The sequence below is a fragment of the Longispora albida DSM 44784 genome, assembly GCF_000379825.1.
GTDB lineage: Bacteria > Actinomycetota > Actinomycetes > Mycobacteriales > Micromonosporaceae > Longispora > Longispora albida.
Genome location: NZ_KB903837.1, coordinates 36,906 through 56,139 on the forward strand (window position 1 = coordinate 36,906; position 19,234 = coordinate 56,139).

Here is a 19,234-nt window from a genome sequence, read left to right on the forward strand (position 1 = left end):
CTGTGAGCATGTTCGGACGGCGTGACAAGGGTGCCGCGGAGTCAGAGGCTGGCGCGGCCGTGGAGCCGGGTAGCGGCCCGTACGACTCGGCCGCCGCGCCGAAGGACGACGGGATCCAGCGTCTCGACCTGGGCAGCCTGCTCGTCCCGGCCCTGCCGGACCTGGAGCTGCGGATGCAGGCCACCGACGACGGCCAGATCAGCGCCGTCGTGCTGGCCACTGAGGACAGCGGCCTCCAGCTCGGCGTGTTCGCCGCGCCCCGCACCGACGAGATCTGGGACGAGGCCCGGGCCGACATCGCCGGCTCGATCGCCGCGCAGGGCGGCCAGGCAGAGGAGGGCGAGGGCGAGTTCGGCGTCGAGCTGCTGGCGACCGTTCCGACCCCGGAGGGCCCCGCCGAGCTGCGGTTCATCGGCGTCGACGGCCCGCGCTGGTTCCTCCGCGGCCTGTTCCAGGGCAAGGCTGTGCACGACGAGGAGGCCGCCAAGCCGCTGGTCGCCGCGCTGCGTGAGGTCGTCGTGGTCCGGGACCGCGAGGCCAGGCCGGTCGGCGACGGCCTGCCGCTGCGGCTGCCGAAGGAGTTCGCCGAGCAGGCGGCCGCCCAGCAGGCCCAGCAGGCAGCTGAGGCTGAGGCGCAGCAGCGCAAGCCCTCGCCGCACCCGCGGCAGGATCTCAACGGTTCATGAACGCCGCTACCGGGGCCGAGGCGGGTAGGCTGGAGGCCCCGGGAGGTGTTACCAAGGTCATGGCGACCCAGGCACAGGAGTCTCCGTTGCGCCGGTTCCTCCGGCGGCTGACGGCCAGCGAGGCTGAGCTGGAGGCGGAGGAGCAGCAGCGCGAGTCCGCCGAGTATGGCGAGAACAGGGTCGGCGACTGCCAGCGCGGGCAGCTCGCGACCGTGGCCGGCCGGCTCAAGACCGTCGTCTACACGCCGCGGACCAACCTGCCGACCCTTGAGGCCGACCTCTACGACGGCACCGACGTGGTGACCCTGGTCTGGCTGGGCCGCCGGCACATCGCCGGCATCGAGCCGGGGCGGCTGCTGGAGGCCCGGGGCCGGATCGCGATCCGGGACGGCCGTAAAGTGATTTACAACCCGTTCTACGAGATTGAGACCCCATGACCGATATTTCGGAGCAGGAGAAGGGGTCCGAGCAGCTTCCGCCCTTCTCCGAACAGCTCGCCCAGCAGCTCGGCGGCGTGCGCGGCCTGATCGAGTCTGGCATTCCGGTCGTGGTGTTCGTGCTGGGCAACGTGCTCTTCGGGTATCTGAAGGTGCCGAGCGCGCTCAACTGGGCGATCGGGTGCGCCGTCGCCAGCGCCCTGGTGATCGCCGCGTACCGGCTGTGGCGTAAGCAGACCGTCCGGCACGCGGTCAACGGGCTCGTCGGCATCGCGATCGGCGCGTACCTGGCGTGGAAGACCGGCGACGCCAAGGCCTTCTACCTGCCCGGCATCATCACCAACGTCGTCTACGGCGTCGTCCTGCTCGGCTCGGTGCTGGTCGGCAAGCCCATCATCGGTTACGTGTGGGCTGTCGTCGCCAACGGCGGCAAGCAGGACTGGTCCGCCCGGATGGAGCTGGTCCGCACGTTCCGCTGGGTCACCTGCTTCTGGGCCGCGTTGTTCCTGGTCAAGGGCGGCATCCAGTACGCGCTCTGGGCCTCGGAGGCCGCGAGCGCCACGGCGCTGGGCATCGCGCGCCTCGGCCTCGGGTACCCGCCGTGGGTGCTGGGCCTGGCCGTGACGGCGTGGGCTGTCCGGCGGGCCGGCCGCCCGGTCAACCCGGCCACCGCCTGAGCCTGCTGTGAGCCCGGCCTGGGTGAGGTCGCTGGGCGGCCCGCTGATCGTGATGCCGGAGCCGGCCTGCCGCGAGTGGGGCGGAGCCAGCGACGGGTATGCGGACGAGCCGGGGGACTACGGCCGGGCCCGTGACGTCGAGGACCACGTGGACGTGATCAACGTCGGCGGCTTCGAAGCACTCGTTCTCGGCGAGGAGCCGGCCCGGACGACGTACCTGCCGGAGCACCGGACCTTCCTGCGAGTGACGGCGGCTGACGTGGATCGGGACCTTCCGGCGCTCGTCGGCGAGCTGCTGCCGGAGGCCGACTGGGTGTCACACACGTGGTGGACGGTGCCCGGGCCGGTGGTCCTCTTCGACTCCGTCTACGAGGCCGGCCAGATCGCGGGCGAGGAGCACCTGCGGATCGACCTGGAGCCCGGCACGTACATCGTGGAAGCGGCCACTGTGGAGGCTCCAGAGGCGTACCTGACCCTGGTCCGGCTGACTCCGCGCTAGGAGAGCCCCGGCTGGGGCTCAGATGCCGAGCATGACCTGGCGGACGGCGTCCTCGACCTCGGCGGTGCAGACGAAGACCGCCTCGTCGCCGGCTTCGAGCGGGTCGTCGGGGCTGGGGGCGATGACCCGGTTCCCGCGGACGATCGCGACCAGGGCCGAGTCGTGCGGCAGGGTGATGTCCCGGACGGGCCGGCCGATGTACGGCGCGTCGTCGGGGAGCGTGATCTCGACCAGGTTGGCCTGGCCCTGCCGGAAGGTCATCAGCCGGACCAGCTCGCCGACGGTGACCGCCTCCTCGACCAGCGCGGCCATCAGGCGCGGCTTGGACACGGACACGTCCACGCCCCACTGCTCGGTGAACAGCCACTCGTTCTCGGCGCGGTTGACCCGGGCCACGACGCGCGGCACGGCGAACTCCGTCTTGGCCAGCAGCGAGACGACCAGGTTCACCTTGTCGTCGCCGGTGGCTGCGACCACGACGTCGCAGCTGGCCAGCTCGGCGTTCTGCAAAGAGGACAGTTCGCAGGCGTCGGCGAGCAGCCACTCCGCGTCGGGTACGCGCTCGGGGCGGAGCATGCTCGGCTGCTTGTCGATCAGGAGCACCTGGTGGCCGTTGTCGATCAGCTCCGTGGCGATGGACCGGCCGACGTTGCCGGCCCCGGCGATCGCGATCCGCATCAGTGCGCTCCCTCGGGTGCCGAGCCGGTGACCTTGGTGACCGCCGGGATCATGCCGTCCGTGAGCAGCATGAACAGCTGGTCGCCGTCCTGGATGGCCGTCGAGGCCGTCGGCAGGGTACCGATGCCGAACCGCATCAGGTACGCCACGCGGGTGCCGGCCGCCTCCTCGAGCTGGCGGAGCGGGTGGCCGATCCAGTCGGTGTGCACCGGTACCTCGATCATGGCGAGGGTGCTGGTCGGGTCGCGCCACAGCTCGGGCGTGGACTCCGGTACGAGGTGGCGGAGCATCCGGTCGGCTGTCCAGCGCACGGTGGCGACGGTGGGGATGCCGAGCCGCTCGTACACCTCCGCGCGTTTCTGGTCGTAGATCCGGGCGACGACCCGGTGCACGCCGAAGGTCTCGCGCGCGACCCTGGCCGAGATGATGTTCGAGTTGTCGCCGCTGGACACGGCGGCGAAGGCGTCGGCCTGGTCGATCCCGGCCTGGCGGAGCACCTGGGCGTCGAAGCCGACCCCGGTGACGGTGTGCCCGCTGAAGTCCGGGCCGAGCCGCCGGAAGGCCTCAGGATTCTGGTCGATCACGGCCACCTCGTGGCCGCGTTCCTCCAGGCTCTGGGCGAGGGTCGAGCCGACCCGTCCGCAGCCCATGATCACGATTCGCAACTCGTGCCTCCAGCGAGAGTTTCCCCGCCAGGGACGCTACACGGTCGGCGTGCCACTTCGCCGGTCGGTCAGCATCGTGTGCAGCCACAACGTACGCTGTCGGGCGTGGCCAGCCCGACGTCCTTCCTGAAACGGCTGCTTGTCGGCCGGCCGGTTCGCTCCGACCGGCTCCATCACAGCCTGCTGCCGAAACGGATCGCCCTCCCGGTCTTCGCCTCCGACGCCCTGTCGTCCGTCGCGTACGCCCCGGACGAGATCCTGCTGACCCTGTCGGTGGCCGGGGCTGCGGCCTTTGTGTACTCGCCGTGGATGGCGCTGGCCGTCGCCCTCGTGATGGTCGTCGTGGTCGCCAGCTACCGGCAGAACGTCCACGCGTACCCCTCGGGTGGCGGCGACTACGAGGTGGCGACAGTCAACCTCGGTCCTAAGTGGGGGCTGGGCGTCGCCAGCGCGCTGCTGGTCGACTACGTCCTCACCGTCGCCGTGTCGGTGTCGTCTGGCGTGAAGAACCTGGGCTCGGCCGTGCCATGGGTCGCGGAGCACACCGTGTTCATCGCGGTGGCGGCAGTCGTCGTGCTGACCGCGATGAACCTGCGCGGGATCAAGGAGTCTGGCAGCGCGTTCGCCATCCCGACCTACGGGTTCATGGTCGTGATCCTCGGCATGATCGGCTACGGCTTCGTCAAGATCTTCGTTCTCGGGGAGACGGTGCTGGCCGAGAGCGCCGTCGAGCGTGGCGTGCAGGTGCTGCCCGAGCCGGACCACGAGAACATGACACAGTTCGCGATGGCGTTCCTGCTGCTGCGGGCGTTCTCGTCCGGCTGCACGGCGCTGACGGGTGTGGAGGCGATCTCCAACGGCGTACCGGCGTTCAAGCCGCCGAAGAGCAGGAACGCCGCGACCACGCTCCTGCTGCTCGGCACGCTGTCGATCAGCATGCTGCTCGGCATGATCTTCCTGTCCCGCGAGATCGGCCTCCAGTACGTGGAGGATCCGGGCAGCCAGCTGGGCGCGGCGCCCGCCGGGTACGTGCAGAAGACCGTGACCACGCAGATCGCCGACGCCGTGTTCGGCGCGGAGTCGGTCGGCCTCTATGTCGTGGCGGCCGTGACCGCGCTGATCCTGTTCCTGGCGGCCAACACGGCCTTCAACGGTTTCCCGGTGCTCGGCTCGATCCTGGCCCAGGACCGCTGGCTGCCGCGTCAGCTGCACACCCGTGGCGACCGGCTGGCCTTCTCGAACGGCATCCTCTTCCTGTCGGTGTTCGCCACCGTGCTCATCGTGGCCTTCAAGGCCGAGCCGACCCGGCTGATCCAGCTCTACATCGTCGGCGTGTTCGTGTCGTTCACCCTGTCGCAGACCGGCATGGTCCGGCACTGGAACAAGCTGCTGCGCACCGAACGCGACCCGGGAGCCCGTAACCGGATGCACCGCTCGCGGATCATCAACATGATCGGCCTCGTGCTGACCGGCGTGGTCCTGATCATCGTGCTGATCACGAAGTTCCTGTCCGGGGCGTGGATCGCGATCGCCGCGATGGCTGTCCTGTTCGTGATCATGACCGCGATCCGCAGCCACTACGACCGCGTGTCGGCCGAGCTGGTCGCGCCGGAGGACATGGCGATGACCCTGCCGGCCCGCAACCACGCGATCGTGCTGGTCAGCAAGGTGCACCTGCCGACGCTGCGCGCGCTGAAGTACGCGCGGGCCATGCGGCCGGACTCCCTGACCGCCGTCACGGTCAACATCGACGAACGCGACACGCGGGGCCTCCAGGCGGAGTGGAGCGCGCACGACATCCCGGTGCCACTGACAGTGATCGATTCCCCGTACCGGGAGATCACCAAGCCGATCGTCGACTACGTGAAGTCGCTCCGCCGCGACGCCCCGCGTGACGTGGTGACGGTGTTCATCCCCGAGTACGTGGTCGGCCGCTGGTGGGAGCACCTCCTGCACAATCAGAGCGCTCTGCGGCTCAAGGGCCGGCTCCTCTTCGAACCGGGTGTGATGGTGACCAGCGTGCCGTGGCAGCTCGCGTCCAGCGAGCACAAGGATCTGCGCAAGCTCGACCAGCGGCTCGGCGCGGGCGTCGTCCGCGGCCCGCGGCCGGGTGACAGCGAATGAGATACGCGCACGCGCCGCGCGAGGTGGTCCTCGACATCGGGCCGGTGGCCCATGGCGGGCACTGTGTGGCCAGGCTGGACGAGCTGGTCGTCTTCGTCCGGCACGCGCTGCCCGGTGAGCGGGTCCGCGCCCGGATCACCGAGGAGCGCAAGGGTTACCTGCGGGCCGACGCGATCGAGATACTCCAGCCCTCCCCCGACCGGGTCCCAGCGCCCTGCCGCTATGCCCACCCGGGTGGGTGCGGCGGCTGCGACTTCCAGCACGCCACGCCTGCGGCGCAGCGCGACCTCAAAGCCGATGTCGTACGCGAGCAGCTGGCGCGCCTCGGCGGACTGCCCGGCGTGGACGTCACCGTGGAGGAACTGCCGGGCGGGCCGCTGGGCTGGCGTACCCGCGTCCAGTACGCGGTGGACCAGCACGGCTACCCCGGCTTCCACCCGGCCCGCTCGCACGAGGTCATCCCGATCGGCGAGTGCCTGATCGCGACCCCGGCGATCCGCAAGGCCCCCGTGACCGGCCGCCAGTGGCGCGGCGTGGACGCTGTCGAGGTGGTCAGCTCCTCGGCCGGTGAGCTTTCCGTGCTCACCCGCCTGGGCCGTGGCCGCCCGAGGGTGGTGTCGGGGCCGGCCCGGGTACACGAGTCGGCGGCCGGGCACACCTGGGAACTGCCGGCCGAAGCCTTCTGGCAGGTGCACCCGGAGTCGGCGGGCACCCTGGCTGCCGCGGTGCTCGAGTTCCTGGCTCCGCAGCCGGGGGAGCGGGCCTTCGACCTGTACGGCGGGTCGGGCCTGTTCTCCGTGCCGCTCGCCGAGGCGGTGGGCATCACGGGCTCTGTGACGCTGGTGGAGGCCGACCCGGCCGGTACGGCGGGCGCGGCGAAGCTCCTGGACGGCCTGCCGCAGGTCCACGTGGTCACCGGCCGGGTGGAGCGCGTGCTGGAAGGGCTCGGCGAGGCCGACATCGTCGTACTCGACCCGCCACGGGCCGGGGCCGGAGCCGCCGTGATCGAGGAGATCGTGGCGACAGGCGCCCGGGCCGTCGCCTACGTCGCGTGCGACCCGGCCGCGCTGGCCCGGGACGTGAGGACCTTCCGGTCGTACCGGTGGGAGCTGGCGGGCCTGCGCGCCTTCGACTGCTTCCCGATGACCCACCACGTCGAATGCGTAGCGTTGTTCAGACCTTGACCGTTTGGACCCGCTGAGGACGAATCTGGACTGCGCGAAACGGCTTCCCACGTACAACACTGCGGTACGAGGGAAGCCGTTTCGCTTGCCAGATCCGCCCTCAGCGGGCCACTTCGTGTGAGATCAAGAGCAAAGATCAAGAACGGGTCGCGGCTATGCCGAACAGGTCTGGGAGGGGGCCCTGGCCTCGTTCGGCTGTGGTTGTGAGGGTGAGGCCGGCCGCCAGGGTGGCGTTGATCAGGTCCGCGATGGGCAGGTGGCGGGCGCCGACGCGGGCGCGGACGCCGTTGGGGGACCAGGACTCGAAGCTGACGCCGGTGTGGCCGTACAGCTCACTGGTGATGATCACGCGGGCGGGGTCGGAGCGGTCGGAGAAGGCTCCGGTGAAGCAGGGGTGCACGCCGATGTGGACGAAGCGGCCACCCGGCTTCAGGATCCTGGCTGCCTCACGCAGCGCCGCCGGGTAGTCGGGCACGTCGGTGTGGATCAGGACCGCGATGACCGTGCTCACCGAGGCGTCGGGGAGCGGGATTGCCGCGACGTCCGCCCGCGCGACCGGGAGCCTGCCGGCGGCGAAACCCAGCTGGCCGGCTGAGATGTCGAACCCGATCGGCGTGCGGCCCGTGGCCCGGACGGTGTCCGCGTGGATGCCCGTGCCACAGCCCAGCTCGACCGCCAGGCCGGTGCCGGTACCGAGGAGCTCGGTGAGCAGCGCGGACACCAGCTGGGTGTAGGGGTTGCCTGTGACGAAGTCCTCGTACCAGGCGGCGTGCTGGTCGTACGCGGCGTGTGTCGTCGTCATGGGGCGAACGTATCGGGGTGACGCGGGCCACGCCGCCCGGTGCGTTCAGCCCTGGGAGGAACGGGGAGCCTGGCCGCAGGTACAAAATCATGGTTTTGGGTTTTTGCACGTCGGGGCCGCTGGTCGTGCAGACCTTGTGAAGGTTGTCGGCGCGACAAGATCCGGGATGGCCTTGCACGCTAGGCTGGTTTGCTATGAGCAGCACTGAAGGCACGGGCGTCCTCGCGTCCATCACCGGCCCGCGGGACCTGCACGGGCTGACCCCCGCGCAGCTGGACACCCTGGCGGCCGAGATCCGCGACTTCCTGGTCGACAAGGTCTCCAAGACCGGTGGCCACCTCGGCCCCAACCTGGGCGTCGTGGAGATGACCATCGCGATCCACCGGGTCTTCGACTCGCCGCGCGACCGGGTCCTCTTCGACACCGGGCACCAGGCCTACGTGCACAAGATCCTCACCGGCCGGCAGGAGGGCTTCGACCAGCTCCGCCAGCGCGGCGGCCTCACCGGCTACCCCAGCCAGGCCGAGAGCGAACACGACCTCATCGAGAACTCGCACGCCTCCACCGCCCTGTCGTACGCGGACGGCATCGCCAAGGCCTTCCAGCTCCGGGGCGAGGACCGGCACGTGGTGGCCGTCGTCGGCGACGGTGCGCTCACGGGCGGCATGTGCTGGGAGGCGCTGAACAACATCGCCGCCGGTACCGACCGGTCAGTCGTGATCGTCGTCAACGACAACGGCCGCTCCTACGCGCCGACCATCGGCGGGTTCGCCGACCACCTGGCGACGCTGCGGCTGAACCCCTCGTACGAGCGGGTCCTCGACCTGGTCAAGGACGCCCTCGGCCGCACGCCGCTCGTCGGCCCGCCGCTGTTCGAGGCCCTGCACGCCGTCAAGCGCGGGCTGAAGGACGCGATCGCCCCGCAGGCGATGTTCGAGGACCTCGGGCTCAAGTACTTCGGCCCGGTCGACGGCCACGACCTCGCCGCGATGGAGAAGGCACTGGAGCGGGCCAAGGGCTTCGGCGGCCCGGTCATCGTGCACGCCGTGACCAAGAAGGGTTACGGCTACCGCCCGGCCGAGGACGACGAGGCCGACATGATGCACGGCCCCGGCGCGTTCAACCCGCTGACCGGCAAGCTCACCGCCGCGCCCAGTCTCAAGTGGACCTCCGTCTTCGGTGACGAGCTGGTCGAGCTGGCCGGCGAGCGGCCGGACATCGTCGGCATCACGGCCGCGATGGCCGAGCCGACCGGCATCGCGAAGCTCATGCGCGCGTACCCGGAGCGGGCCTACGACGTCGGCATCGCCGAGCAGCACGCCGCCACGTCGGCCGCCGGTCTCGCGATGGGCGGGGCGCACCCGGTCGTCGCGGTGTACGCGACCTTCCTCAACCGGGCCTTCGACCAGGTGCTGCTGGACGTGGCGATGCACAAGCTCGGGGTCACCTTCGTGCTGGACCGGGCCGGGATCACCGGGCCGGACGGGCCGAGCCACTACGGCATCTGGGACATGTCGGTCTTCGGCGTCGTACCGGGTATCCGGATCGCCGCCCCGCGTGACGCGGCCACCCTCCGCGAGGAGCTGCGTGAGGCCGTCGCCGTGACGGACGGGCCGACGATCGTCCGGTTCCCGACGGGTTCCGTGCCGGCCGCGCTGCCCGCCGTGCGAAGCGCAGGCGGGGTGGACGTGCTCGCGGAGGGCTCGTCCAAGGACGTCCTGATCGTCGCGGTCGGCGCCTTCGGCCACCTCGGCATGGAGGCCGCGAGCCGGCTCACCGAGCACGGCTACGGCGTGACCGTCGTCGACCCGCGCTGGGTCCGGCCCGTGCCGGAGGCCATCGCGGAGCTGGCCGCCGAGCACCGCCTCGTCGTCACCGTCGAGGACGGCGTGAAGACCGGCGGCGTCGGCGAGGCCGTGGCCTCCGCGCTGCGCGAGGCCGGGGTGACCGCCCCGGTGCGCGTCTACGGCGTACCGGCCGCCTGGCACCCGCACGGCAGCCGCAACGAGATCCTCGCCGACCTGGGCCTCACCGCCCAGGACGTGGCCCGTGACATCACCGGCCTGCTGTCAGGCCTCGACGCCGACGTGGACACGAGCGAGCTGAACGCGTAGTCCGTTCTGCATCTGGGGGCGGGTCCTGCTTCGTGCAGGCCCGTCCCTTTTCGCGCCCTCACGCATGCGATACCGGCGGAACTGCCACCGAAGGGGGCGTCATCCGCCCGCGCGGGTTACCATCCGGCGGGGTACGCAGACGTCGACGGGAGGGCGCCCGAGTGCGAGTGCTGGTGGTGGAGGATGAGCGGCACCTGGCCGACGCCATCGCCCGTGGCCTGCGCCGGCAGGGCATGGCGGTCGACGTGGCCTACGACGGTAAGGACGGCCATTTCCAGGCGATGACGACCCGGTACGACGTGCTGGTCCTCGACCGTGACCTGCCCGGGATGTCCGGTGACGCGCTGTGTGCCGACCTGATCGCCTCCGGAGCCCTGACCCGGGTGCTGATGCTGACCGCCAGCGGCAGCGTCGCCGACCGGATCGAGGGCCTGGAACTCGGCGCCGACGACTACCTCGGCAAGCCCTTCGCCTTCGAGGAACTGGTCGCCCGGGTCCGGGCGCTGGGCCGCCGTGCCACTCCCGTCGCGCCGCCCGTCCTGCGCGCCGGTGACGTCTCGCTCGACCCGGCCCGGCTCACCGCCGAACGCGGCGGGCGGGCGCTGGAGCTGACCCGCAAGGAGTTCGGCCTGCTCAGGGTCCTGATCAAGGCTCAGGGTGCCGTGGTGTCCAGTGAGGAACTCCTGGAACGCGTCTGGGACGCCAACGCCGACCCGTTCACCACCACGGTCCGGGTCACCATGATGACCCTGCGCAAGAAGCTCGGTGACCCGCCGCTGATCGAGACCGTGGTCGGCGCCGGTTACCGGATCACCGCACGATGAACCGCACGGCGTACCCCGTGGTGAGTGCCGTCAGCCGGGCCGGAGCTGGCCTGTGAGCCGCACCGATGGCCGCACGGACGGCTCCGCCGGCACGGGCCGGAACGGCAGCCGGATGCCCCGCCCGACCCTGCGCCGCCGGATCAGCCTGCTCAACGGCCTGCTGCTGATCGGCTCCGGTGCCCTGCTGATCCTGTTCAGCTGGCTGATGGCCCGCTCGGGAGTCAGCTCGGCCGTCATGCTGGTGGCCGGGCTGGCCGCCCTGGCGATCCTGGGCACCCTCGGGGTCCTCGGCGGGTACTGGATCACGAAGCGGGCGCTGCGGCCCCTCGAACAGGTCACCACGACCGCGCGGCGGCTGTCCACGGAGACGCTGGACCAGCGGCTGCGGTACTCCGGCCCCGACGACGAGATCGCCGAGCTGGCCGCGACCTTCGACGCGATGCTCGACCGGCTGGCCGGGGCCTTCGACAGCCAGAAGCGCTTCGTCGCCAACGCCTCCCACGAGCTGCGTACCCCGCTCGCCGTCATGCGGACCGAGGTCGACGTGACGCTGACCGACCCGGATGCCGACCTCGCCGAGTACCGCCGGATGGCCAAGGTGCTCCGCGACGCCTCCACCCGGGCCAACAGCCTCGTCGACTCGCTGCTGCTGCTCGCGCGCACCGAGGCACAGGCAGGCAGGCGGCTGGCCCGCAAGGCACCGGTCGACCTGGCCGTGGCCTGTACCAGCGCACTGCACCCGGTGCAGCGCGAGGTCGCCCGGCTCGGCATCCAGGTCCTCACCGAGCTGCGCCCGGCCCCGGTGGTCGGCGACCCCGGCCTGCTCGACCGGCTCGCGGGGAATCTCGTGGAGAACGCCGTCCGGTACAACACCCCGGCCGGCTACCTGTGGGTCAGCACCGGGGTCAACTCCGAGCACGCCTGGCTCGTGGTGGCCAACACCGGCCCCGAGCTGGAACCGGCCGAGGTGCCATCGCTGTTCGAGCCGTTCCGCCGGGGCGGGCTGGAACGTACCGGCTCCCGGGGCGCCGGCCTCGGCCTGTCGATCGTCCGCGCGGTGTGCGACGCGCACGCCGGGACGGTACGGGCAACGGCCCGGCCGGGCGGCGGCATGGAGGTCACCGTACTGCTACCCGCGGCCGCGACCACCCCGATCAGCCGGGGCGCGGCGAGCGTGCCGTACAACCGCCCCTAGATCACTCCGAACGAGGGGCACAGCGCCCCGGGCGGCTCAGGCGAAGTCCCGCCGGACGGGGTGGGTCTTCTCGTAGAAGTAGACCCGCGACGGTTCCAGGACCAGCATCAGGAGCGCGAGCACGAGCAGCGCCATGATGCCGATCTCGGTACTGAACTGGATCGCGATCTTGCCCGGGTGCAGCAGTTTCGCCTCGATCGCGTTGATGCCTGCCGGGTCGGCGGTGCCGGCCGCAGACACGTGGCCGGACTCGCTGGACATCACGGCACCCATGTAGGCGGTCAGGAAGCCGAGCCCGGTGAGCACCAGCCAGCGCAGCCGTCCCCTGCGGATCAACGGGAGAAGGAGCGCGGACAACGCCATGACGATGCCCGCGTACAGGCTGGTCCTGGTGTAGACCAGGATCGACTCGAGCTCCCACCTCTGTTTCTCCGGGAGGCCTTCCAGGATGTCCTCCAGCTTGACCACGGCCGCGAAGCTGGAGGCGACGAGGATGAGGCTGAGCACGGCGATACCGAGAAGTGCCAGGAAGGCGATGCGGACAGTGCGGGGCACAGGAAGGTCCTTACGTCGGGGGGAGACGCGAATCTAACCCCGGGCCTGTCATCGCCGCTGGCCGATTCCTCTGGTCACGGCCGTCTTGTTGCCCAAACTTGACCTGGTACCGGGCCCCGGCCAGCCCGGCTGCCGCCGGGTGTGAGCGTGAGGCCGAGGCGGGGCTGGCGTCCGGGCTGGCGTAGGCTCGCGCCATGACTGTGGAAACAACGCAAACCCGATACGTCCGGATTCCTGCGGAGATCGTGGTCGAGGTCGTCGACGAGGCCGCCGTGCGCGCCGCCGCCCGTGCCGCCGTGGACGCCGCCACCGACATGCCGGAAGAGGAGCGCGCCGAGGCCCTGGAGCGGATCGCCTCCGAGGACATCGCCGACGCCGTCGCCCTCGTGGTGAACCTGGACGGCCTGCTCGACGGCACCGAGGGCATCGAGGTCGTCGAGGCGACCTGGTCCGCCGAGGAGGACGAGGACTACGAGCCGTTCGAGGACGACGACGAGGACTAGTCTCCTGCGCGAAAGAGCCCCGGAGTACCAAGTACTCCGGGGCTCTTTCGTCGTTCAGGTCAGAGCTTGCCCTGGCGGGCCAGGTACGGCGTGATGCCGCCCAGGTGGAACGGCCAGCCGGCCCCGAGGATCATGCACAGGTCGATGTCCTTGGCGTCGGCGACCACGCCCTCGGCCAGCATCAGCCTGATCTCCTCGGCGAGCGCGCCCAGGGCCCGCTCCTTGAGCTCCTCGCCGGTCGGGCCGCCCTCGCGCGGGCCGTAGATCTCGGTGACCCGCGGGTCGAGCTCGCCGTCGGCGGTGTAGAACGCGGTCAGGCCGCTCTTCACCAGCTCGCCGAGCTTCGAGGAGACCTTGAACCGGTCGGGGAACGCCTCGTGCAGCGTCTCGGCGACGTGCAGCGCGACGGCCGGGCCGACCAGCCCGACCAGGGTCAGCGGGCGCATCGGCATGCCGAGCGCGTCCACCGACTGGTCGGCGACGGCGAAGTCCGTGCCTTCCTCGACCGCGCCGAGGATCTCGCCGAGGAACCGGGTGAGCAGCCGGTTCACCACGAACGCCGGGGCGTCGGCGACGAGCACGCACGACTTCTTGAGCGCCTTGCCGACCGCGAACGCTGTGGCCAGGCTCTCCTCGTCGGTCTTCTCGGCCCGGACGATCTCCAGCAGCGGCATGACGGCCACCGGGTTGAAGAAGTGCAGGCCGACCACGCGCTCGGGGTGCTTGAGGTCTGCGGCCATCTCGGTGACCGACAGGGAGGACGTGTTGGTCGCGAGGATGCACTGCTCGCTGACCACGGCCTCCAGCTCGGCGAAGACCTGCTTCTTGACGGCCAGGTTCTCGAAGACGGCCTCGATCACCAGGTCGGCGTCCGCGAACGCTTCCTTGGAAACCGAGCCGCTGACCAGGCCGCGCAGCTTCGCGGCCTTGCTCTCGGCGAGCCGGCCCTTGGCGACCAGCTTGTCGATCTCAGCGTGCACGTAGCCGACGCCACGGTCGACGCGCTCCTGGTCGAGGTCGGTGAGGATCACCGGTACCTCGAGGCGGCGGGCGAAGAGCAGGGCGAGCTGGCTGGCCATCAGGCCCGCGCCGACCACGCCGACCTTGTTGACGTCGCGGCCGTCGTCCGGGTCCGGCGCGCCAGCGGGGCGCTTGGCCCGGCGCTGGACGAGGTCGAAGGAGTACAGGCCGTTCTGGAGCTCCGGGGAGGCGATCAGGTCGGCGAGGGCTTCGTCCTCGGCAGCCGTGCCGTCGGCGAAGGAAGCCGTCCGGGCCAGCTCCATCAGGTCAAGCGCGCGGTACGGAGCCGGGGCGGCGCCGTGCAGCTTCTCGTCGAGGAGGCCACGGGCGTAGCTGATCACGGCGGACCAGGCCGGCCCGCGGTCGATCTCGGCACGCTCCACAGTGGTCTCGCCCTTGACCACGGAGGCGGCCCAGGCGAGCGAGCGCTCGAGGAACTCGGCCGGCTGGAAGAGGACGTCGGCGATGCCGAGCTTCTTCGCGTCGGCCGGCTTGAGCATCCGGTTCTGGCTGAGCGGGTTCTCGATGATGACCTTGGCGGCGTTAGCCGGGCCGATCAGGTTCGGCAGGAGCTGCGTGCCGCCCCAGCCGGGTACGAGACCCAGGAAGCACTCGGGCAGGGCGAGGGCCGCCGCGCCGTACGAGATGCTCCGGTAGTGGCAGTGCAGGGTCAGTTCGAGCCCGCCGCCCATCGCCGCGCCGTTGACGAACGCGAACGTCGGTACAGCGGAGTTCTTGAACTTGGCGAAGACGCGGTGGCCGAGCCGGCCGATCTCCAGCGCCTGCTCCCGGCTGGTGACCTGCGGCATGCCGGTCAGGTCGGCGCCGACGGAGAAGATGTACGGCTTGCCGGTGACCGCGATGAACGCCGGGTTCTCCGCGACCGCCGCGTCGAACGCCTCGGACAGCGAGGCCAGGCCCTCGGCGCCGAACGTGTTCGGCTTGCGGTAGTCCAGCCCGTTGTCGAGCGTGATCAGCGCGGCCTTGCCGTCGAGGCCGGGGACGGAGACAAAGCGAAGGATCGCCTTGGTTACAACCTCAGTCACTTAGCACCTTCCCAGTGCGGGTTCTCCCAGATGACAGCCGCGCCCATGCCGATGCCGACGCACATGGCGTTCATGCCGTAGCGGACGTCGGGCCGCTCGGCGAACTGCCGGGCGAGCTGCGTCATCAGCCGGACACCGGAGCTGGCCAGCGGGTGGCCGATCGCGATCGCGCCGCCCCACGGGTTCACGCGCGGGTCGTCGTCAGCGATCTTGAAGTGGTCGAGGAACGCGAGCACCTGCACGGCGAACGCCTCGTTCAGCTCGAACAGGCCGATGTCCTCGATCGACAGGCCGGTCTTGGCCAGCGCCTTCTCGGCGGCCGGGACCGGGCCGTAGCCCATGACCTCGGGCTCCACGCCGACGTAGGCGTAGCCGACCAGCTTCATGGCGACCGGCAGGCCCAGCTCCTCCGCGGTCTCGGCAGAGGCGACGATGCACGCGGTGGCGCCGTCGTTGATGCCGGCCGCGTTACCGGCCGTCACCTTGCCGTGCGGGCGGAACGGGGTCCGCAGCGAGGCGAGCTTCTCCATGCTGGTGGAGCGCGGGGCCTCGTCGACCGACGCCAGGCCCCAGCCGCCCTCGTCGTCGCGGGTGGCGATCGGTACGAGATCGGGCTGGATCTTGCCGGCGGCGTACGCGGCGGCGACCTTCTCCTGGCTGGCCAGGGCGAAGGCGTCGCACCGCTCCTTGGTCACGCCAGGCACCCGGTCGTGCAGGTTCTCGGCGGTCTGGCCCATGACCAGCGCCGACGGGTCGACGAGCTTCTCGGCGAGGATGCGCGGGTTGGGGTCCACGCCCTCGCCCATCGGGTGGCGGCCCATGTGCTCCACGCCGCCGGCGATGGCGATGTCGATCGCGCCGGAGGCGATCGAGCCAGCCACCGTGGTCACCGCGGTCATCGCGCCGGCGCACATCCGGTCGATCGCGTAGCCGGGGACGGTCTTGGGCAGCCCGGACAGCAGGGCCGCGGTCCGGCCGATCGTGAGGCCCTGGTCGCCGATCTGGGTGGTGGCCGCGATGGCGACCTCTTCCACCTTCTCGGGCGGCAGAGCCGGGTTGCGGTGCAGCAGTTCGCGGATACAGCGGATGACCAGGTCATCGGCGCGGGTCTCCGCATACATCCCGCCGGCTTTGCCGAAGGGCGTACGGACACCGTCGATGAAGACGACATCCCGGACAGAACGGGGCACGCGAGCCTCCTTGAGTCGGCCTATGCCCACGATGTTACTGCGGAGTAATGAGCGCCGTCACCAGGGCTGGCGATGTGAGTTCGATCTGCCATTCCCGGGCGCCGTGCCTGCGGAGGAAACCGGGCACATCACCATCTTCCGGTGGGGACCAGCACAACCGGCGCACGATGTCCGGGGTTAGCAGGTTCTCCTGGGGCAGCCCGTACTCGCCGGCCAGCAGGCTGACAGCCTCCCGCGCCCTGGCGAGCCGGTCGGCCGCCTCCGGGTCCTTGTCGGCCCAGCGGTGCGGGGGCGGCGGCGCGTCGTTCGGCACGGCGGCCGTCGGCAGCTCCTTGTCGGACAGCGCTCGCACGTCCGACAGCGCGTCCAGCCAGAGCTTGGCGAGCCTGCGGGTCGCCCGGCCCCCGAAGGCCGGCAGTGCGAACAGCTCGGCCTCGTTCTTCGGGTCGTGCTGCGCGGCGGCGACGATCGCGGCGTCGGGCAGGATCCGGCCGGGGGCGGTGTCCCGCTTCGCCGCCAGGGTGTCGCGGGCCGTCCACAGTGCCCGGACCCGGCCGAGCGCCCGGGCGCCTCGTACCTTGTGCATGCCGGAGGTGCGGCGCCACGGGTCGGTACGCGGCGCGGGCGGGGCCGCGCTGGCCAGGGCCGCGAACTCCTCCTCTGCCCAGGCCAGCTTGCCCTGCCGTTCCAGCTCGGTACCGAGGGCGTAGCGCAGCTCGACCAGCAGTTCCACGTCGAGGGCGGCGTAGGTCAGCCAGGACTCCGGGAGGGGACGGCTGCTCCAGTCCGCGGCCGAGTGGTGCTTCTCCAGCGTGTACCCGAGCAGCGACTCCGTCAGCGCCGCCAGCCCGACCCGCTCGAACCCGGCCAGCCGCGCACCCAGCTCCGTGTCGAACAGCTTCGACGGCCGAAGGCCCAGCTCGGCCAGGCACGGCAGGTCCTGGCTCGCCGCGTGCAGTACCCACTCGACGCCGGTCAGCGCCTCGGCCAGCGGCTCGAAGTCCCCGGCCAGCGGGATCGGGTCGACCAGCGCGGTGCCAGCCCCGGCCCGCCGGATCTGGATGAGGTACGCCCGCTGCCCGTACCGGTACCCGGAGGCCCGCTCGGCGTCCACCGCCACGGGGCCGGTGCCCGCCAGCAGCCTGGCCACGTACGCCGCCAGACCGGCCGGATCGGTGATCGGTTCCGGGGTGCCGTCCCTGGGCTCGGTGAGGAGCGCGGTGTGGTGGGGCTGCTCGGCGTCGTGCGGGTACGTGGGGGACGGGTGGTCATCGGCCATCCGAGCAGTTTATGGGGCTTGCGCGGGGTGGTTAGGGTGTGGCCCCGCACTGCGTGCCGTCGTGTGTCTGGAGAGCCCCCATGTCCAAGCCCGAGCCTGCCGGTGGATACACCCCGGAGCCCCCGGCCATCTACCGCCCGGAGGACTCCGAGCAGCCCACCATCTACCAGGCCAGCAAGCCGCCGGCCTCGGAGGGTGACCTGGCGGTGATGGGGCACCCGTTCCTCAGGGAGGGCGGGGAGCAGGCGACGATCTACGTGCCGGCCGGCGGGGCCGACAGCGAGCAGTCCACTGTGAACACGGCGGGTGTGATCCAGGCTGGTGCCGCCCAGGACAGCGCGGCCGTCTTCCCGCCGGAGCAGCCGGGCGTGTGGCCGGTCACCCCGCCGGCCGCGAGCACCCCGCCGGCGGCCGGCAAGGGCAAGCCCAGCAGCGTCCCCACCACCGCCAGCACCCCGCCCATGTACTCCGGGCCGCCGATCTCCGGCACCCCGGTCACCGGGTACGGCACCGCGGTCAGGCTGCCTGGCCGCAGCCGCGCGACCGGCGTCCTCGCGATCCTGTGCGCGGTGTTCTTCCTGATCGCCGCCGTCATGACGGGCATGTACTTCGTGAAGGCCGGCGACGCGGCGGAGGCGCAGAAGAAGGCAGATACCGTCGCACAGAAGGAACAGAAGATCACCGAGCTGACCGGGCAGCTCAATACGGCCAAGAGTGATCTGGAAAAGACGAAGCAGCAGCTGGCCGGCTCGCAGAACACCGGAAAGGACCTGGAGGAGCAGAAGCGCGTCGTCGCGACCTGCCTCAAGCTGACTTTCCAGTTCCTCGACGCTGTGACCTCACAGGACGAAGCGAAGCGCGCTTCGGCGCAAGGGATCCTGGACCAGATGCGCACGCCGTGCAATCAGGCGGAGCCGTACACGAAATAAAAATGTCGGTAACCAGAAGCGCTATTGTCAGCGCCGGGCGGATGTGCGCTCATTAATGAGCGTCACGGGGGAGCGGCGGCCATCCGCTCTCGCGACCTCTCACCACAATGGAGCTTGAGCATGACCCAGCCTGAGGCCCCGCAGCCGTACCAGCCTGGCCCGGCACCGATCCCCCCGCAGTACCCGCAGTACCAGCAGGAGCAGTTCCCCCAGCAGTTCTCCGCCCCGCCCGTCTCCGGCGCGCCCATGTCCGCTCAGCCCATGTCGGCTGCGCCCATGTCCGGAGTGCCGATGTCCGGTGTCCCGATGTCGGCACCGCCCGGGCAGCTGGCCCCGCAGAAGAGCAAGGCCACCCCGATCCTGGCCGGCTTCGTCGTCCTGCTGTTCATCCTGGTCGCGGTGCTCGGCGGTCTGCTGATCTCCAAGGCCGACGCGAACTCGAAGGCCCAGAAGGAGATCGCGGCCCAGAAGACGACGATCTCCGAGCGTGACAAGAAGGTCAGCGAGCTGACCAGCCAGCTCAGCACCGCCAAGTCCGAGCTGGAGAAGGCGCAGAAGAAGAGCGAGGGGCAGGAGAAGTGCCTCAAGCTCGTCGACGACTTCTTCGCTGCCCTCGGCGGCACCGACGGCAAGGCGGCCCAGATCCTGGTGGATCTCGACAAGCCCTGCAAGGACGCCGGCTACAGCTTCCTGAAGTAATACCAGCCCCAGACCGTTTCGGGCCGCTGCCGGACCTCCCGGCGCGGCCCGTTTGTCATTAACTACGAATTTTGTACCCGGATCCGACCGGCCCCGGCTGCCGTCCAGCCCGCGATCACCCCAGCCCC

At 70.7% G+C, this 19,234-nt stretch carries 19 protein-coding genes; 12 read left to right on the plus strand and 7 right to left on the minus strand.

Annotation, left to right across the window (positions count from 1 at the left end; translation table 11 throughout):
* The first annotated feature begins 8 nt into the window (after positions 1 to 8).
* From A3G1_RS0128335 to A3G1_RS0128350, 4 genes are read left to right on the plus strand one after another with little or no spacing between them, the layout of a single operon-like run.
* Positions 9 to 686: a DUF3710 domain-containing protein gene (locus A3G1_RS0128335; RefSeq protein WP_018352885.1), complete on the plus strand. Its 678-nt coding sequence runs from the start codon at positions 9 to 11 to the stop codon at positions 684 to 686.
* A 59-nt stretch (positions 687 to 745) separates the two neighbouring features.
* Positions 746 to 1,123, plus strand: coding sequence for an OB-fold nucleic acid binding domain-containing protein (locus tag A3G1_RS0128340; RefSeq protein ID WP_026212619.1), 378 nt, complete (start codon positions 746 to 748; stop codon positions 1,121 to 1,123).
* Positions 1,120 to 1,800, plus strand: coding sequence for a DUF3159 domain-containing protein (locus A3G1_RS0128345; protein WP_018352887.1), 681 nt, complete (start codon positions 1,120 to 1,122; stop codon positions 1,798 to 1,800). Before A3G1_RS0128340 ends, A3G1_RS0128345 begins: the two co-directional genes overlap by 4 nt.
* Before the next feature lie 7 nt (positions 1,801 to 1,807).
* The gene (locus A3G1_RS0128350; RefSeq protein ID WP_018352888.1) at positions 1,808 to 2,299 is read left to right on the plus strand and encodes an Imm21 family immunity protein; all 492 of its coding nucleotides are present in this window, start codon (positions 1,808 to 1,810) and stop codon (positions 2,297 to 2,299) included.
* Between the two features lie 18 nt (positions 2,300 to 2,317).
* Here the strand turns inward: A3G1_RS0128350 and A3G1_RS0128355 are convergent, their stop codons facing one another.
* Both A3G1_RS0128355 and A3G1_RS0128360 read right to left on the minus strand, forming a co-directional pair.
* Positions 2,318 to 2,977: a potassium channel family protein gene (locus tag A3G1_RS0128355; protein ID WP_018352889.1), complete on the minus strand. Its 660-nt coding sequence runs from the start codon at positions 2,975 to 2,977 to the stop codon at positions 2,318 to 2,320.
* Complete coding sequence (locus A3G1_RS0128360) at positions 2,977 to 3,642, minus strand: potassium channel family protein (RefSeq protein WP_026212620.1); 666 nt, start codon at positions 3,640 to 3,642, stop codon at positions 2,977 to 2,979. The genes A3G1_RS0128355 and A3G1_RS0128360 overlap by 1 nt, the downstream gene beginning before the upstream one ends.
* Before the next feature lie 105 nt (positions 3,643 to 3,747).
* Between A3G1_RS0128360 and A3G1_RS37270 the strand changes: the two genes are divergently transcribed.
* Together A3G1_RS37270 and A3G1_RS0128370 are read left to right on the plus strand one after the other, a co-directional pair.
* Positions 3,748 to 5,766, plus strand: coding sequence for an APC family permease (locus tag A3G1_RS37270; protein ID WP_018352891.1), 2,019 nt, complete (start codon positions 3,748 to 3,750; stop codon positions 5,764 to 5,766).
* Positions 5,763 to 6,950, plus strand: a complete 1,188-nt coding sequence (locus A3G1_RS0128370) for a class I SAM-dependent RNA methyltransferase (protein WP_026212621.1) — start codon at positions 5,763 to 5,765, stop codon at positions 6,948 to 6,950. Before A3G1_RS37270 ends, A3G1_RS0128370 begins: the two co-directional genes overlap by 4 nt.
* Before the next feature lie 136 nt (positions 6,951 to 7,086).
* Here A3G1_RS0128370 and A3G1_RS0128375 read toward each other — a convergent pair whose 3' ends face one another.
* Entirely contained in the window at positions 7,087 to 7,752 is a 666-nt protein-coding gene (locus A3G1_RS0128375; protein WP_018352893.1) for a class I SAM-dependent methyltransferase, read from the minus strand.
* A 194-nt stretch (positions 7,753 to 7,946) separates the two neighbouring features.
* On the opposite strand from A3G1_RS0128375, the gene dxs reads away from it, so the two are divergent.
* The 3 genes from dxs to A3G1_RS0128390 all read left to right on the plus strand — a co-directional run bounded on the left by dxs (position 7,947) and on the right by A3G1_RS0128390 (position 11,885).
* On the plus strand, positions 7,947 to 9,866 hold the full coding sequence (gene dxs, locus A3G1_RS0128380) for a 1-deoxy-D-xylulose-5-phosphate synthase (RefSeq protein WP_018352894.1): 1,920 nt from the start codon (positions 7,947 to 7,949) through the stop codon (positions 9,864 to 9,866).
* 161 nt (positions 9,867 to 10,027) lie between these two features.
* On the plus strand, positions 10,028 to 10,690 hold the full coding sequence (locus A3G1_RS0128385; RefSeq protein ID WP_026212622.1) for a response regulator transcription factor: 663 nt from the start codon (positions 10,028 to 10,030) through the stop codon (positions 10,688 to 10,690).
* A 112-nt stretch (positions 10,691 to 10,802) separates the two neighbouring features.
* On the plus strand, positions 10,803 to 11,885 hold the full coding sequence (locus tag A3G1_RS0128390; protein ID WP_040480163.1) for a sensor histidine kinase: 1,083 nt from the start codon (positions 10,803 to 10,805) through the stop codon (positions 11,883 to 11,885).
* Between the two features lie 36 nt (positions 11,886 to 11,921).
* Here A3G1_RS0128390 and A3G1_RS0128395 read toward each other — a convergent pair whose 3' ends face one another.
* A complete protein-coding gene (locus A3G1_RS0128395; protein ID WP_018352897.1) occupies positions 11,922 to 12,440 on the minus strand; it encodes a hypothetical protein in 519 nt (172 codons plus the stop codon).
* Between the two features lie 194 nt (positions 12,441 to 12,634).
* Between A3G1_RS0128395 and A3G1_RS37275 the strand changes: the two genes are divergently transcribed.
* A complete protein-coding gene (locus A3G1_RS37275; RefSeq protein ID WP_157641462.1) occupies positions 12,635 to 12,943 on the plus strand; it encodes a hypothetical protein in 309 nt (102 codons plus the stop codon).
* Between the two features lie 59 nt (positions 12,944 to 13,002).
* On the opposite strand, the gene A3G1_RS0128405 is transcribed toward A3G1_RS37275, so the two are convergent.
* Genes A3G1_RS0128405 through A3G1_RS0128415 form a run of 3 tightly spaced genes read right to left on the minus strand, consistent with a single transcriptional unit; the run spans position 13,003 to position 17,478 of the window.
* Entirely contained in the window at positions 13,003 to 15,009 is a 2,007-nt protein-coding gene (locus A3G1_RS0128405) for a 3-hydroxyacyl-CoA dehydrogenase NAD-binding domain-containing protein (protein WP_018352899.1), read from the minus strand.
* Positions 15,006 to 16,199 carry a thiolase family protein gene (locus tag A3G1_RS0128410; protein ID WP_018352900.1) on the minus strand — a complete coding sequence of 398 codons (1,194 nt, stop codon included), beginning with the start codon at positions 16,197 to 16,199 and terminating at the stop codon, positions 15,006 to 15,008. The genes A3G1_RS0128405 and A3G1_RS0128410 overlap by 4 nt, the downstream gene beginning before the upstream one ends.
* 34 nt (positions 16,200 to 16,233) lie before the next feature.
* Complete coding sequence (locus A3G1_RS0128415) at positions 16,234 to 17,478, minus strand: ribonuclease D (protein ID WP_018352901.1); 1,245 nt, start codon at positions 17,476 to 17,478, stop codon at positions 16,234 to 16,236.
* Positions 17,479 to 17,558: 80 nt separating this feature from the next.
* On the opposite strand from A3G1_RS0128415, the gene A3G1_RS0128420 reads away from it, so the two are divergent.
* Positions 17,559 to 18,407, plus strand: a complete 849-nt coding sequence (locus A3G1_RS0128420) for a tropomyosin (RefSeq protein WP_018352902.1) — start codon at positions 17,559 to 17,561, stop codon at positions 18,405 to 18,407.
* A 120-nt stretch (positions 18,408 to 18,527) separates the two neighbouring features.
* Positions 18,528 to 19,106, plus strand: coding sequence for a hypothetical protein (locus A3G1_RS0128425; RefSeq protein ID WP_026212623.1), 579 nt, complete (start codon positions 18,528 to 18,530; stop codon positions 19,104 to 19,106).
* Positions 19,107 to 19,234 lie beyond the last annotated feature (128 nt).

Bases quoted from the DNA above. Each gene is read 5' to 3' on its own strand.
- A3G1_RS0128335 (WP_018352885.1), top strand. From the start codon at position 9: ATGTTCGGACGGCGTGACAAGGGTGCCGCGGAGTCAGAGGCTGGCGCG.
- A3G1_RS0128340 (WP_026212619.1), top strand. From the start codon at position 746: ATGGCGACCCAGGCACAGGAGTCTCCGTTGCGCCGGTTCCTCCGGCGG.
- A3G1_RS0128345 (WP_018352887.1), top strand. From the start codon at position 1,120: ATGACCGATATTTCGGAGCAGGAGAAGGGGTCCGAGCAGCTTCCGCCC.
- A3G1_RS0128355 (WP_018352889.1), bottom strand. From the start codon at position 2,977: ATGCGGATCGCGATCGCCGGGGCCGGCAACGTCGGCCGGTCCATCGCC.
- A3G1_RS0128370 (WP_026212621.1), top strand. From the start codon at position 5,763: ATGAGATACGCGCACGCGCCGCGCGAGGTGGTCCTCGACATCGGGCCG.
- A3G1_RS0128375 (WP_018352893.1), bottom strand. From the start codon at position 7,752: ATGACGACGACACACGCCGCGTACGACCAGCACGCCGCCTGGTACGAG.
- dxs (WP_018352894.1), top strand. From the start codon at position 7,947: ATGAGCAGCACTGAAGGCACGGGCGTCCTCGCGTCCATCACCGGCCCG.
- A3G1_RS0128390 (WP_040480163.1), top strand. From the start codon at position 10,803: ATGCCCCGCCCGACCCTGCGCCGCCGGATCAGCCTGCTCAACGGCCTG.
- A3G1_RS37275 (WP_157641462.1), top strand. From the start codon at position 12,635: ATGACTGTGGAAACAACGCAAACCCGATACGTCCGGATTCCTGCGGAG.
- A3G1_RS0128415 (WP_018352901.1), bottom strand. From the start codon at position 17,478: ATGGCCGATGACCACCCGTCCCCCACGTACCCGCACGACGCCGAGCAG.
- A3G1_RS0128420 (WP_018352902.1), top strand. From the start codon at position 17,559: ATGTCCAAGCCCGAGCCTGCCGGTGGATACACCCCGGAGCCCCCGGCC.
- A3G1_RS0128425 (WP_026212623.1), top strand. From the start codon at position 18,528: ATGACCCAGCCTGAGGCCCCGCAGCCGTACCAGCCTGGCCCGGCACCG.